Raw genomic sequence first — 14719 nt, forward strand, 5'->3', positions numbered from 1 at the left:
GTCCGGGAGAGGCCCCAGCGCGGTAGCGTGCGCGCTACCGCAGTACTCCCCCATGGACCAGGGTGGAACGAGCCGCTGGGCGGTTGGCTGGAACCATGACCAGCACCGCGCCGACGCGCCCCTTCGTCGTACCGAGCGAGCCGCCTGCACTGTTGCTCGACGGGATCACCAAGACCTACCGCTCCAAGGCCGGAGCGGTCGAAGCCCTGCGGGGCGTGACGTACCACTTCCACCAGGGGTCGTTCACCGCCGTCATGGGCGCGTCCGGCTCAGGCAAGTCCACCTTGCTGCAGTGCGCGGCCGGGCTGGACCAGCCGACCTCTGGGAGCGTGCTGCTCGGCGGTATCGAACTACAAGGGCTCGACGAGGTCGCGCTCACCAAGCTGCGTCGCAAGCAGATGGGCTTCGTGTTCCAGGCCTATAACCTGCTGCCCTCGCTGACGGTGTACGACAACGTCGCACTGCCGCTCCGGCTGACCGGAAGCCGTCCCCGTCGACAGGACGTGCAAGGTGTCCTCGACCAGGTCGGTCTGGCGGACAAGGCCAAGCGCAGGCCGGCGGAACTGTCCGGTGGCCAGCAGCAACGGGTGGCGATCGCCCGTGCGCTGATCACCCGGCCCGCGGTGTTCTTCGCCGACGAACCGACCGGCGCACTGGACAGCACGACCAGCCGGCAGATCCTCGGGTTGTTGCGCGAGGCAACCGATCGGGCCGGCCAGACGGTGGTGATGGTCACCCACGACCCGGTCGCCGCGGCGTACGCGTCGCGGGTGCTGTTCCTGTCCGACGGGCTGGTCGCAGGCTCGCTCGACAACGGCAGCCCGGCCCAGATCGCCGCCGCGATGAGCGATCTGGAGCGCTGATGTTCTTCCTCAGTCGTCAGACCGTACGCCGCCACCTGCCGCTGTACGCCGGTTCGTTCGTCGCGCTCTCCGTCGGGGTCTTCCTTCTCGGCCTGGCCGCCACCGCGACGGCGGCCACCATCGCGTACCACGGGCCGACCGGCGCCGGCATCACCGTGCGCGTTCCCGGCTCCGGTGACGATGACCCGCGCAACGTGCGGGTGCCGCTCGACGGCGCGGACGTCTCCGGTCTGCAGACCGTGCTCTCGCTGGTCGGAGGGATCTGCGGGTTCATCACGATCTTCGTGATCGCCAGCACCTTCGCCTTCGCGGTCGCCTCGCGGCGCCGGGAGGTCGGGCTGCTCCGGCTGATCGGAGCGACTCCACGGCAGATCCGCCGGATGGTGCTCGGCGAGGCGTTCATGGTCGCCCTGGCCGCCTCGCTGACCGGAGCGGTACTGGCTCAGCTGGCAACACCGCTGCTGCTGGCGAGAGCGTCGTACACGGAGCTGGCACCGGTGAAGCTCGAGGCGGCGAGTCCCTGGGTGCCACTCGCGATCACGGTCGCCATCGGGCTCGTCGTCGCCTTGCTGGGTGCAAGGTCGGCCGCACGCCGCGCGGGGCGGGTCGGGCCGGTCGAGGCGCTCCGGGAGGCCGCATTGGAGCCGCCGCGGATCGGTGTGGTCCGGATCCTGTTCGGGCTGATCTTCCTGGCCGGGTCGATCACGCTGCTCGCACTGATCCGGCCGGGGACCGGGGAAGCGGTGATACCGCTCGCCATGTTCACGCCGATGTTTCTCGTCATCGCGCTGACTTTGCTCGCACCGCTGGTGGTGCCATGGATCGGCCGGTTGTGGGCAATCCCACTCGTCCGCTGGACCAACGCGTCGGGACGGCTGGCACGGAGCAATGTGGTCGCTGCACCACGCCGGAGCGCCTCGCTGGCGGCGCCGATCCTGAGCATCTCCGCGATCGCCGGCTCGATGGTGCTCACCCTGAGCTTCGCCGCCGACGCGAACTCCGCCACCATCCGCGACACCCTGACGGCACCGCTCGTCATCACCGCGGCAGAGAACCCGGGAGACCTGAGAGAGCGCATTCTCGCGACGCCCGGCGTTGCTGTGGCCGACGGCGGAATCCCGGTCGGGATCATCCGCAAGGACGCCGACGACGCGGAACTCGAAAGCGGCGAAGGGATCGATCCGGCCCTCGCCGCTCGCACCCGCGCGCTGACTCCGATCACCGGCGACCTGACCCAGCTGACCGGCAAAACCGTTGCCATCGGCAAAGAAATGGCCGGTCTCGGGCACTACAAGATCGGTAGCGAGGTCAGCGTCGTCTACACCGACCGTACGACGGACGCCCTGCGGGTCGTCGCCATCCTCCGTGATGCCCAGGGCGTCAATTCGTCGATGCTCGTCCCGCAAGACCTCGCCCGGCAGCACGCTCCCGAGGCTCAGCCGGAGCACTGGTTCGTCCTTCCGGCCGACGGCGTCGATCCAGGACAACTCCAGGCGAGGCTCGATCAGCAACTGACGGGCACCGGAGCGCACGTAGTACGGGCCGAAGCCTGGGAACGGGAGCAGGACGAAGGGCTGCGAAAGGGGAACCAGTTCGGCCTGATCCTGCTGCTCGGTCCGGCCGCGATCTACAGCGCCATCGCGATTGCCAACACCCTCCTGATGGGCAGCCTGCAGCGCCGCCACGAGTTCGTCACCTCTCGCCTCCTCGGCGCGACCCCCGCCCAGATCCGCCGAATGGTCCTCTGGGAGTCCTCCCTGGTCGGTGCCGCAGCCCTCACGCTCGGCACCGTCATCACCACCACGGTCGGAATCCTCCTCCGCCACGCCATGACCGAAGGCCTGCACGACGTCCCCACGACAATCCCCTGGGCACTACTGCTCGGAATCGGCACTCTCTGCCTAGTTCTGGCCACCGGAGCGGCCACCGCGCCGACCGCCTTCATCCTCCGCAGGACCAGTCCGGCCGACGCGGTAGGCGACTAGTAGCGTGTCGCGCCAAAATCTTGGCACTGGCGGCGTCCAGGCACGCACCTCGCGGCAGCGGAGAAACGGCAATGATGGAAAAGCATCGACACCGTTCCTCCGCCACCGCGATGCACGCACCTGAACACCGCCAGAACCCAAGCTTTTGACGCGACACGCTACTAGGGTCCTGTGTCGGGGGTACGTGCTTCAGCTCCAGTGGTCAGGTGCCGCGAGGTGCGTGCCTGGGCGCCGGAGCTGTGCACGAACCCCCGACACAGGACCCTAAGGTGGGTCGGTGCTGGGCTCTGGACGAGGCAGCAGGGACAATGGCGCTGCCGTCGGACCGCCGCGGCGCCTCTGAAGAAGAGTTGCTGGCATCGAGGAGTTCTTAGACCCGCATGGCACGCCGTACCAACACCACCGCCGAACCGGAGGACTTCGAGGAGCGCATCCTCGACGTCGACGTCTCCGACGAGATGCGCAGCAGCTTCCTGGAGTACGCCTACTCGGTGATCTACTCCCGGGCGCTGCCGGACGCCCGGGACGGGCTGAAGCCGGTCCAGCGACGGATCCTGTTCTCGATGGCGGAGAACAACATCCGCCCCGACCGCGGCCATGTGAAGAGCGCCCGCGTCGTCGGTGAAGTGATGGGTAAGTACCACCCGCACGGTGACGGCGCGATCTACGACGCCCTGGTCCGGACCGCGCAGCCCTGGTCGATGCGGCTGCCGCTGATCGACGGCCACGGAAACTTCGGCTCCCTCGACGACGGCCCCGCCGCGATGCGCTACACGGAGTGCCGGATGGCGCCGTCGTCGCTGGCGATGACGAACGGGCTGGACGAGAACGTCGTCGACTTCAAGCCCAACTACGACGGCCGCGAGGAAGAGCCGGCCGTACTGCCGGCCGCCTTCCCGAACCTGCTGGTCAACGGCGCCGCCGGGATCGCGGTCGGGATGGCCACCAACATGGCCCCGCACAACCTGATCGAGGTGATCCAGGCACTGCGGCACCTGATCAAGTCGCCGAACGCCGACCTGGACGACCTGATGCGGTTCATCCCCGGCCCGGACCTGCCGACCGGCGGCAAGATCGTCGGCCTGGAAGGGATCAAGGACGCCTACCTGACCGGCCGCGGCAGCTTCAAGATGCGCGCCACCGCGCGGATCGAGAACATCACCCCGCGCCGCAAGGGCATCGTGGTCACCGAGCTGCCGTACACGGTCGGCCCGGAGAAGGTGATCGAGAAGATCAAGACCCTGGTCCAGGCGAAGAAGCTGCAGGGCATCTCCGACGTCAAGGACCTGACCGACCGGGCGCACGGCACCCAGCTGGTGATCGAGGTCAAGAACGGCTTCGTCCCCGAGGGCCCTGCTGGAACAGCTGTACAAGATGACGCCGCTCGAGGACTCGTTCTCGATCAACGCGGTCTGCCTGGTCGACGGCCAGCCGCAGACGCTCGGGCTGCGCGCGCTGCTCGAGGTGTATCTGGAACACCGCTACCTCGTCACCAAGCGCCGCAGCGAGTTCCGCAAGAAGAAGGCAGCAGACCGGCTGCACATCGTCGACGGCCTGCTGATCGCGATCCTGGACATCGACGAGGTCATCCAGATCATCCGGACCAGCGACGACGCGGCCGCCGCGCGAACCCGGTTGATGGACATCTACGACCTGAGCGAGGTCCAGACCAACTACATCCTGGACATGCCGCTGCGCCGGCTGACCAAGTTCTCCAAGCTTGAGCTGGACACCGAGAAGGCTGAACTCGAAGCCATCATCGAGAAGCTGAACGCGATCCTGTCCGACGAGTCGTTGCTGAAGAAGATCGTCTCCGAGGAGCTGGCCGAGGTCGCCAAGACCTACGGCACGCCGCGGCGGACGGTGCTGCTGGAGTCCTCTGGTGCCACCAAGACGGCGGCCGTCCCACTGGAGGTCACCGACGACCCGTGCTGGGTCCTGATGAGCTCGACCGGCCTGCTGGCCCGCACCAACGGCGTCGAGCCGTTCGGCGAGGGTGACGGCCGGGCCAAGCACGACGCGATCGTGTCCGCGATCAAGAGCACCGCCCGCGGCCAGTACGGCCTGATCACCAGCACCGGCCGGTTGATCCGGCTGGAGTCGCTCGATCTGCCCGCCGTACCGACGACCGCGAACGCGCCGAACCTGCAGGGTGGCGCACCGGTCGCCGAGTTCGTCTCGCTGGAGCATGGCGAGAAGGCGCTCGCGCTGACCACGATGGACCCCGAATCGGTCGGCGTCGCCCTCGGTACCGCGGGTGGCGTGGTGAAGCGGGTCGTTCCGGATCACCTGAGCAACCGTGACTCGTGGGAGATCATCCGGCTCAACGACGGCGACGTGGTTGTCGGCGCTGTCGAGCTGGCCACCGGTGAAGAGGAGCTCTGCTTCGTCACCACCGACGCCCAGCTCCTGCACTTCGGTGCCTCGGCAGTGCGACCACAAGGCCGTACTGCGGGCGGCATGGCCGGCGTACGGCTCGCCGCCGGCGCCAAGGTGGTCTTCTTCGGTGCACTCACGCAGGGCAAGGAAGCACAGCTCGTCACCATCTCCGGCTCCTCCTCGGCACTGCCGGGCACGGAGGTCGGTGCGGTGAAGGTCACGCCGTTCAGCGAGTACCCGGCCAAGGGCCGCGGGACCGGCGGCGTCCGCTGCCACCGGCTGCTCAAGGGCGAGGACGGCCTGTTGCTGGCGTTCGTCGGGGTCACGCCGGTCCGCGCCAGCGCGAACAGCGGAGCCCCGGTCGACCTGCCGCCGATCGACCCGCGTCGCGACGGTTCCGGCGTGCCGGTGGCGCAACCGATCGCTGCCTGCGCTTCGGACCTGGCAGGCTGAGCCCATGAAGAGACTCGTCGCGCTCGGCGCGGTGCTGCTGCTCGCCCTCACCGGCTGTAGTGACAAGAAGGACGACGCGGGCGGTGGCAAGTCCGGCGACGACCCGGTGGCGCTGCTCACCGCTGCGAAGAAGAACATCGACGACGCGGCGAGCGTGCACATCGTGCTGTCCGGCCGGGACCTGCCGGACAGTGCCCAGACGCTGGCCAGTGGGGACGGTGTCGCGACCCACGCGCCGGCGTTCAAGGGCAAGCTGACCGTGCGCGCGGCCGGTTCGCCGATCGACGCCGAGGTCATCTCCGTCGGCAGCAAGGTCTACGCCAAGCTGTCGTTCACCCCGAAGTTCATCGAGTTGCCGCCGTCACAGCTGGCCGGCCTCGGCGCACCCGACCCGGCGATCCTGCTCGACCCGACGAAGGGCCTGACCGCAGTACTGCCCGGCCTGAAGGACGCGGCGGTGAAGGGCGACACGCGGGACGGCTCGAAGGTGCTGACCGAGATCACCGGCAAGGTGACAGGCAAGTCGCTGCAGGGCATCTTTCCGAAGGCAGCGGGCGACCAGGACTTCCCGAGCAGCTTCAAGATCGACAAGGACACCAAGCAACTGGTGTCGGCGACGATCACCGGCCCGTTCTACGACGGCGCCACCAGCAGCTATGACGTGACTCTGGACAAGTACGGCGAACAGGTAGAGATCACCAAGCCGTGAGCAGTCCCAGGGCGCGGTTGAGCCTCGCCTCGGTCGCGGTCGCTTTCGCGGGCCGCGGACACCTACGTCGTAGTACTGGCGTTGCCCGACATGATGTCCGGTGTCGGGCTGTCCGCGGACCAGCTGCAACGGGCCGCGCCGATCCTGTCCGGCTTCCTGCTGGGCTACATCGCCGTACTGCCGCTGATCGGTCGCATCGCGGACGTCGTCGGCAGGACTCCCGTCTTGGTCGGAGCCCTGCTGCTGTTCGCAGTCGGCTCATTGATCACCGCTGGGGCTTACGACCTCTCCCTGATCGTCACCGGGCGATTCCTGCAGGGCGTCGGCGGTGGTGGGCTCATACCGGCAACGCTGGCGCTTGTGGCCGACCTCTGGCCTGCTGACAAGCGCGGACTCCCCCTTGGCGTGGTCGGCGCCGTGCAGGAGCTCGGGTCGGTCCTCGGTCCGCTGCTGGGAGCCCTGGTCCTCGCTGTCGCCGACTGGCGCTACATCTTCTGGCTTAACCTCACTGTCGCAGTGGTGCTGGCCCTGTTGCTTCGCGGCCGACAGAGACCACCACTGTCGGCAGGAGTCGGTCTGCTGGCCTGCATCGCTCTCGGCCTCACCCTGACTGCTCCAGAGCGACTAGCAACAGGTGTGACGCTGGGCCTGCCGTTCGTACCGTTCACAGGCGACTCGCGTCTGCTGACCCCGATCGGCGTCGCCACACTCGTACTAGCAGTGCTCTGGCTCGTCCTTGTGCTCCTGAAGAATCGCAAGATGCTCACTGTCGTCGCTCGGCAAGTAGATGCGGTCGGTGCAGCGCTGCTCGCACTAGCGCTCGCGGGAGTCGTGCTGGCCTTCGCCACCGCCGACCCGGAGCGCGAGGTGATGGCACCGGCCGGCCCCTGGCTGCTGGTAGCTGCCGTGGTCTTCGCGATCGCCTTCGCCCTCTGGCAACGCCGTACGGCGAACGCGATCGTCCCAGCAGGGTTACTGGGCGCCAAGCCGGCCTGGGGATCGTTGCTCGTCAGCTTTCTCGTCGGCGCGGCCCTGATCGCGGCACTGGTCGACGTACCGGTCTTCGCTCGTACTACGCAAGGCGGCGGCCAACTGGCAGCAGCACTCGTGCTGCTGCGCTTTCTGATCGCGCTGCCGCTCGGCGCAGTGGTCGGTGGTTGGCTCACAAGGCGGTACGGGCTCGGGCTGATCACCGGCGTCGGGCTCGGCCTTGCCGGCGCGATGTTCGTGCTGATGACGTTCTGGGAGCGCAACGCGCTGAAGCACGCTCCGGCCACGATCGTGCTGCTGGTCTGCGGTTTCGGCTTCGGTCTCGCCCTATCGCCGGTCAACACGGCCATGCTCGCCGCGACCCGCTCCGACAGCCACGGACTGGTCAGCGCGCTCGTCGTGGTCGCCCGGATGGTCGGCATGCTCGTCGGCGTCTCCGCACTGACTGCGATCGGGCTGCGCCGCTACTACACGCTGGTGGACGACGTACCGTCACCGAACGAGCTCTGCCCTTCCGCCCCCGGCTCGTGCCGCCCGTTCGTGGACGCACTCCGCGACGCCGCGATTTCACAAGTGCACACGATCTTCGCCGGCGCTGCGGTCTGCGCGCTCGCGGCCGCGGTACTGGCTGTCCTGCTCTTGGGGCGGCGTCCGGTAACCGGTGCGTGAGGCAACCAACTGTCCACAGGTGACGACAGTCATGCGAACGTATGGGCGGCTCGCGTACCGTGATGCGCGTGAGTGTGAGAACCGACGCGACCGGTCGGCCGGGCCTTTGCTCGACCTTCTGCCGGGTGCTGAATGAGCCACTCCCCGGTACGGCGGTAGTCGCCACCGGGTGGGTCGTCGTCGAGCAACCCGGCCCGTGGGGCGCCAAGGCTGCCACCCAGAGCCATCTCGATCCCGTGTTCGGCAGCGAGTTCGACGACGCCTGCAAGAAGGCCGATCTGCGATTCGGGCTGATCCGTACTCCAGGCAAGCACAACGATGCGGTGCCGCGCGCCCACCAGGTCTACGTCGCCTGCACCCTCCCTGGCCACAGCTGGCTGCTCGGCGGATCGGTGCGGGACCCCGTCCAGTTGGCCTCGCTCGACCTCGACGCCGTACGCCGCGGTGACCTGGATGCCGCCCTGACCTCGTGCCCCGAGCTGACCCCGGTCAACGAGTCCGTCCTCCTGGTCTGTACGAACGGCAAGCGCGACGAATGCTGCGCGATTCTCGGCCGCCCGATCGTCAACGCGCTGGCGGAGCTCACCCCGGGCCGCGTCTGGGAGGCCGACCACCTCGGCGGCCACCGGTTCGCGCCGACCGCCACCCTGTTGCCCGCCGGAACCATGCACGGCCACCTCGACCTCGAGACCGCCGGCGCCATCCTTGCCGCGTCCGACCGCGGCGAGACCGTACTGAACAACCTGCGCGGCCGGACCACCTGGTCCAAGCGCGGCCAGGTCGCCGAGATCGCTGTCCGCCACCTCATCGGCGAGGTCGGACTGGACAGCCTCGGCGTCATCGCGGAGGACCTGGAGAACGTGACGATCAGTCACGTCGACGGCCGGACCTGGACGGTCCCCGTCAGCAGCGAATCCGTCGACCCACCCCGCCCGGAGTCTTGTGGAAAGGAGCCGTTCGCCATGTCGATCCTGCGTGCCGGAACAGTGATCCCTGGAGATCTCAGATGACGGATCCGGTAGTCCCCGGCGGGTTCGAGGACCTGCTGGCCGCCAACGCCGAGTACGCCGCGAACTTCGCCTACAGCGGCTTCGACGGCATCGCCCACGCCGGTATCGGCGTCGTCACCTGCATGGACTCGCGCATCCCGCCGCTGGAGCTGCTCGGCCTCAAGCCGGGTGACGCGAAGGTCCTGCGGAGCGCGGGTGCCCGCGTCACCGACCTGACCCTCACCGGCCTGGTTCTCGGCGTCCAGCTCCTCGGCGTACACCGCATCATGATCATCCCGCACACCCGCTGCGCGATGGCCTCGATGACCGAGGACGAGATGCGCGCCAAGGTCGAGCTGGCGGCCGGCAAACCGGCCGCCTACCTCCCCCTGAACGTCATCCCCGACCAGCTCGAAGCCCTCCGCCACGACGTGGCCGCCGTCCGCGAACACCCGCTCATCGGCGACGACGTCCTGGTCGGCGGATTCATGTACGACGTGGACACCGGTCTCCTCACCCAGATCAGCTGATCACGACCTTGCCGGTGTCCAATTCGTAGTAGACGCCGACGAGCGGATCCGATGCTGCCGGGGAGTTTGCCGGCGGTGCCTACTGGTGACCGGTTCTCGGAGCTGGAACGGATCCGGCGGCCGCCGACCCGCACGACGAGGACGGCGATGGCCGCCGGCTCTTGACCTGTAAACGAAATCTCGTCGCCCGCCGCGCCGGAGGGGAAAGCCTGCGGACCCTCGCGGGCGGCACAGGCATCGGCCTCGCCGTCGTTCACCGCGTCGTCAGCGAAGCCGACGCTGCCCCCGAATCAGTGCAACCCGAGTCCATCTCAGCAACGGTAAGTGGCTAGCCCAGCCCTCGACTCGGCCTGGCCTGATCAGTCCCATACTCGGCACCGAGAGTTGGTTGCGTGAGCTCCCCGCTTGTACAACGCTGGAGTCATGAACCGCTCCGAAGAAGCTCGCGCAATCACCGAGGCCATCGAGCGACTCAGGAAGACGTTTCCTGGCCTTCCGCCGTCCATCGTCGAAGATGCCGTCGCCGACAGCGTCCCGGAGTTCGAGGGCAATCCGATCCGCGATTTCGTGCCGTTATTCGTCGAACGCACCGCCAGGCAGAAGCTACGTGCGCTGGTCTGAGATGCGGTTCGCGGAGGTCGACGGCCTGCGGATGGCCTACCGCGAGGTAGGCACCGGCCGGCCGATCGTGTTCCTCCACGGCAACCCGACCTCGTCGTACCTGTGGCGAAACATTCTCGAACCGGTCTCACACCATGGCCGATGTGTGGCGCCCGACCTGATCGGGATGGGCGCCTCCGACAAACTCCCCACCCCAGGTCCGGTCGGGTACCGGTTCGCCGACCATGCCGGCCGGCTCGACAAGTTCCTCGAGGCGGTCGGGATCCGCGACGACGTGGTCATCGTCGGCCACGACTGGGGCGGCGTACTGGGCGTCGACTGGGCCCGCCGCCACCCTGGCGCGGTCCGCGGGATCGCCTACCTGGAAACACTGATCGCTCCAGTGTCGTGGGACAGCGACAACGCACCCGACCCCGCGCTGTTCAAAGCCCTGCGCAGTTCTGCCGGTGAGCACCTGGTGCTGACCGACAACACGTTCGTCGAGAAAGTCCTCCCCGCGGGCACCATCCGGCAACTGTCCGGCGAAGAGATGGACGCCTACCGAGCCCCGTACCTCGAACCAGGCGAGTCCCGGCGCCCCACCTTGACCTGGCCCCGCGAAATCCCCATCGACGGCGAACCCGCCGACGTCCACGAAACCGTCACCCACAACGCCGAATGGATGGCCTCCACCACCGTCCCGAAGCTCTTCATCAACGGCGACCCCGGCGCTCTGCTCACCGGCCCGCTCCGCCGTCAATGCCGCACCTGGCCCAATCAGCAAGAAGTCACCGTCCCCGGCCTCCACTTCCTCCCCGAAGACTCCCCCACCCAGATCACCAAGGCCCTCACCACCTGGCTGACCAACCTCCCCTGATCAGCGGGCCGAGCGGCGCTGGCTTGTTCGCTGTATGCCCCAAGCTCTAACCGCTGTACCGCTACTGCTCAACCCGGAAGCACGCAGTACGGGGGAATTCATCTTGAGGCTCCTCACGAGACCGTGCGGCGTTGGGCGGCGCCACCTCAGAAGGTAATCCCTTGCATACTGTCTGCAATAGGTGCTGATGTTCGGATCGCTCGGCCGCGCCTGCCCGGTCTGATAGAAAACCCTTATGAGACTCCGCCCTAGCTCTCTACTTCCTGCCTTCCTGGCGGGCGCGCTCGCCCTCTCCTCCGCGCTGACCACCCTCCCGTCCGCGACCGCAGCGCCGGCGCCGGCCGCCCCGACACCGTCCGCCGCCTCGCCGTCGACCAGTTGCTTCGACCTGAGCGTCACTGGAACCGTCGAGGAGCAACGCCTCGACCGCGGTGTCGCCGGCGGCCCGTCCGTACCGGCCGAGATCCTGGCCAGGTCCGGCTTCGATCGTCAGGTCAGACTCTTCAGCCACCTGCTCTGCGCTATGCCGAACCGCGCCGCGGCGACGGCCCTTGTCCGCGTCCAGGGCCAACTGCTCTGGCGTACGGCGACGTACCGCGCCCAGCACCCGCAAACCGCACCGGCGCTGCCGTCGACGGACGACCGTGGCCTCTACTGGGCCCGCATCTCGATGGCACTCGCGCTACGCCAGTGGCAACCACACTTCGCCCTCGGTACTACGGACCGCGCGGAACTCATCCGCTCCTTCGAGTACTCCTCCCGCGGGATCACCAGCAGCCGGTTCTCCCCCGGCGTACGGAAGATCCTGCTGACCGGGTTCGACCCGTTCACGCTCGACGCCGACATCCGGATCGGGAACCCGTCCGGCGCCAACGCGCTGACCCTGGACGGTCAGCGCTGGACGGTGAACGGCAAGACGTACGAGATCCAGACGGTGATGTTGCCGGTCAGGTACACGGACTTCGACGAGAACATGGTCGAGAACGCGCTCGCCCCGCACTACCGGGGCGGTCCGCAGCACGCCGATCTGGTGATGACGGCCAGCCAGGGCCGGGTCGGCATCTTCGATCTGGAGGCGTTCAACGGGCGACGCCGCTCGGTCAGCTCGATCGGTGACAACAACAACCTGTGGGGCGGCGGCACCATCAACGCACCCGTCGTCTCACCGAGCATGCCCGCCGGACCCGAGTGGATCACCTCCAGTCTCCCGCTGGCGCGGATGTCCGGCGCGACCGTGCCGACGCAGTTCCGCACCCGGGTGAACACATCGGTGCTGGAGATCCCTGCCGGCGAGACGCTCCCGGTCCGGCGGCCGGACGGCCCGACCGCCGGTTCGATCGCGTCCGAGGGCACCGGCGGCGGCTACCTGTCCAACGAGGTCGCCTACCGCAACACGCTGCAGCGCGACCTGCTCGACCCGTCGATGCCGGCCGGCCACCTGCACGTGCCGGTGCTCCAGTTCGACCTAGCGAACAAGACTGCGATCACCGACCCGACGTACGAGACCAACCGCGACCAGATCGTCGCAGGCGCGCACTCGGTACTACGAGCCGCGCTCAGCTGAGCTAGCTGGGGTGCACGTTCTCGCGTGCACCCCAAGGCTTCACTTCCCGGCGAACCCGTCCCGCGCGGCGTCGAACGTGTCCATGCCGACCTCGCGCAGGTGCGTCGCGAGCACCCAGCGGATCCCGAACGGGTCGAGCACCGTCGACTGCCGCGATCCGTGGAACATGTCGACCGGCGGCTTCTCGACCTTCGCGCCGGCCTTCTCCGCCGCGGCCGTCGTCGCGTCCACATCCGGCACGTACAGATTCATCCCGTACGTCGGCGGCTGGTCGGCCGGCGGCGAATGCACACCCTGCTCCGGGTAGGCGTCGGAGATCATGAAGACGGCTCCGTCGACCTCGAGCTCGGCGTGCCCGATCCGGCCGTCCGCGCCGATGAACGGATCCCAGACCAGCTTCGCGCCGAGCACCTCGCCGTACCACTCGATCGCCTTCGCGGCGTCGCGGCAGCACAGATACGGCGTCAGAACGCGTCCGATCGGTGGCACATAGGACTTCTCGGTCATGGTCACTCCCCCACACTTCACTAGGCGTGAGGACATCTTGCACCCCAGCAGGGACACCAGACTGCTCGGCGCCGATAACTTTACTTCCCCTCGGCGCATCAAGTAGGTGTCCTAAGGGGGGCACCGTGAAGACTCTTCACACCATCCGTTCTGTCCTTGTCTGCCTACCAATCTCCGCAACGCTCGCGACGGGTCTGCTGGTCGCGGGGAGTACGTTCGCGTCAGCCCAGACGCTCAAGCCGCCGTACTACGGCGAGGCACGGGCCAACTGCTCTGCGAACCCTGAGATCGGCGTCGGAGTCACGGCCAAGCTGCATAACCCCAATGCGATCACCGATTCGTACATGGTCGGGGCCCATGCAGGCAATATCTACGTCAACTACGTCGTGACCGTGCCAGGGCACGGCGTCGAGCCCGTTGACTTCGCCGGTCTCGTGAACAACAACACCTACGACCTCCAGGCCCAGAACGCCGCCGGGGACGTCGTCGCCAGGGCCCGGGTACGCGTGTATTGCGCGGTCACCTCGCCGACCCCGACACCAACAGCAACACCTACCCACACGCCAACGGCGACACCTACTGGCAGCCCAACCGTGACGCCGACCGATACGCCATCGGGGACACCGACCGGGTCGCCGACGACCAGTACGCCGTCCGCGTCGACCCCCGCGCCCTCGACTCCCGTGGCCGTGCCGACCGCGGTGGATGCCGGACTTCCTGGCACTGTCTCGCAGGACTCCGACCACGACCGAACGATGGTCGTCGCCGCCCTGCTGGTGGGCGGCGGCATCACGTTCGGCCTCGGCCTGCTCCTGCTCGTACTCCGGCGTCGCCTCGGACAGCACCAGCGCTGACAGGAACCACGCCTCGCATGGTCGGCAACCGACCTCTACGACGCGGCCAGCCGGCTCCATCACCTCGGGGCCGGCTGGCCGTCGCTGCGTGCGTCCTACTCACGTTGCTGGGCGGCTGGGTCGTCTTCACCCGGCCGCCCGGACACGAGGGCGCCATGCAGCCCGAGACCAACGCGCCGGCCAACCAGCTGACGCCAGCACCGCAAACGCCGACGATCGGCCCGGTCAACCCCACAACGAGCTCCGGCGTACAGCGAGGCGATCAGGGTCCAGACGAGCGCGCCTCTCCCGCCGCCCGATCCGGGAACGCCGGCCCGGACGGCCCGAAGCTGCTATTGCTTCCACAGATCGCGGTATCGGCGCGGGTGATACCGATAGCCGCCGAAGACGGCATCCTCACGCCGCCGTCGAACCCACGCGTCGTGGGCTGGTGGTCAGCAGGCGCTCGCCCCGGGGCCGACATCGGCTCGGCCGTCCTGACCGCGCACACCGTCCACACCGGCGGAGGAGCCTTCGACGACCTCGGCAAACTCCGAATGGACGCAACCGTAACCGTCCTGACCAGCACAGCCCGGATCAACTACCGGGTCACATCGGTGACCCACTACCCCAAACAATCACTCGCAAAGCACGCCACGGAACTCTTCGACCAGACCACCCCCGGCCGGCTCGTACTGGTCACCTGCGAAGACTGGAACGGCAAGGACTACCTGAGCAACACCGTCGTCATCGCCGAACCCCGCTGAATCC

General features: G+C 67.9%; 12 protein-coding genes and 1 pseudogene. 12 read left to right on the top strand and 1 reads right to left on the bottom strand.

The features are described 5' to 3' along the window. The first annotated feature begins 95 nt into the window (after positions 1-95). The 10 genes and pseudogenes from F1D05_RS04665 (at position 96) to F1D05_RS04710 (ending at position 12608) form a co-directional block, all read left to right on the top strand. Entirely contained in the window at positions 96-863 is a 768-nt protein-coding gene (locus F1D05_RS04665) for an ABC transporter ATP-binding protein (protein WP_185446171.1), read from the top strand. Then, positions 863-2848 carry an FtsX-like permease family protein gene (locus F1D05_RS04670; protein ID WP_185446172.1) on the top strand — a complete coding sequence of 662 codons (1986 nt, stop codon included), beginning with the start codon at positions 863-865 and terminating at the stop codon, positions 2846-2848. Before F1D05_RS04665 ends, F1D05_RS04670 begins: the two co-directional genes overlap by 1 nt. 380 nt (positions 2849-3228) lie before the next feature. Then, a pseudogene (locus F1D05_RS04675) lies at positions 3229-5680 on the top strand (DNA gyrase/topoisomerase IV subunit A). A 4-nt stretch (positions 5681-5684) separates the two neighbouring features. Beyond that, positions 5685-6389 (top strand): LppX_LprAFG lipoprotein, encoded by a 705-nt coding sequence (locus F1D05_RS04680; RefSeq protein WP_185446173.1) that lies wholly within the window; start codon positions 5685-5687, stop codon positions 6387-6389. Between the two features lie 90 nt (positions 6390-6479). After that, positions 6480-8048, top strand: a complete 1569-nt coding sequence (locus tag F1D05_RS04685; RefSeq protein ID WP_246486827.1) for an MFS transporter — start codon at positions 6480-6482, stop codon at positions 8046-8048. Positions 8049-8116: 68 nt separating this feature from the next. Further along, positions 8117-9058, top strand: coding sequence for a sucrase ferredoxin (locus F1D05_RS04690; protein WP_246486427.1), 942 nt, complete (start codon positions 8117-8119; stop codon positions 9056-9058). Next, entirely contained in the window at positions 9055-9567 is a 513-nt protein-coding gene (locus tag F1D05_RS04695) for a beta-class carbonic anhydrase (protein WP_185446175.1), read from the top strand. Before F1D05_RS04690 ends, F1D05_RS04695 begins: the two co-directional genes overlap by 4 nt. Positions 9568-9990: 423 nt before the next feature. Then, on the top strand, positions 9991-10188 hold the full coding sequence (locus tag F1D05_RS04700) for a three-helix bundle dimerization domain-containing protein (RefSeq protein WP_185446176.1): 198 nt from the start codon (positions 9991-9993) through the stop codon (positions 10186-10188). Beyond that, positions 10175-11044: a haloalkane dehalogenase gene (locus F1D05_RS04705; protein WP_246486428.1), complete on the top strand. Its 870-nt coding sequence runs from the start codon at positions 10175-10177 to the stop codon at positions 11042-11044. Before F1D05_RS04700 ends, F1D05_RS04705 begins: the two co-directional genes overlap by 14 nt. Before the next feature lie 235 nt (positions 11045-11279). Continuing rightward, entirely contained in the window at positions 11280-12608 is a 1329-nt protein-coding gene (locus tag F1D05_RS04710) for a hypothetical protein (protein ID WP_185446177.1), read from the top strand. A 39-nt stretch (positions 12609-12647) separates the two neighbouring features. Here the strand turns inward: F1D05_RS04710 and F1D05_RS04715 are convergent, their stop codons facing one another. Then, complete coding sequence (locus F1D05_RS04715; RefSeq protein ID WP_185446178.1) at positions 12648-13115, bottom strand: VOC family protein; 468 nt, start codon at positions 13113-13115, stop codon at positions 12648-12650. A gap of 125 nt (positions 13116-13240) precedes the next feature. Between F1D05_RS04715 and F1D05_RS04720 the strand changes: the two genes are divergently transcribed. Continuing rightward, positions 13241-13969 (top strand): hypothetical protein, encoded by a 729-nt coding sequence (locus F1D05_RS04720; RefSeq protein WP_185446179.1) that lies wholly within the window; start codon positions 13241-13243, stop codon positions 13967-13969. 17 nt (positions 13970-13986) lie between these two features. Next, positions 13987-14715 carry a class F sortase gene (locus F1D05_RS04725; RefSeq protein WP_246486429.1) on the top strand — a complete coding sequence of 243 codons (729 nt, stop codon included), beginning with the start codon at positions 13987-13989 and terminating at the stop codon, positions 14713-14715. Positions 14716-14719 lie beyond the last annotated feature (4 nt).

It is taken from the genome of Kribbella qitaiheensis (assembly GCF_014217565.1).
Lineage (GTDB): Bacteria > Actinomycetota > Actinomycetes > Propionibacteriales > Kribbellaceae > Kribbella > Kribbella qitaiheensis_A.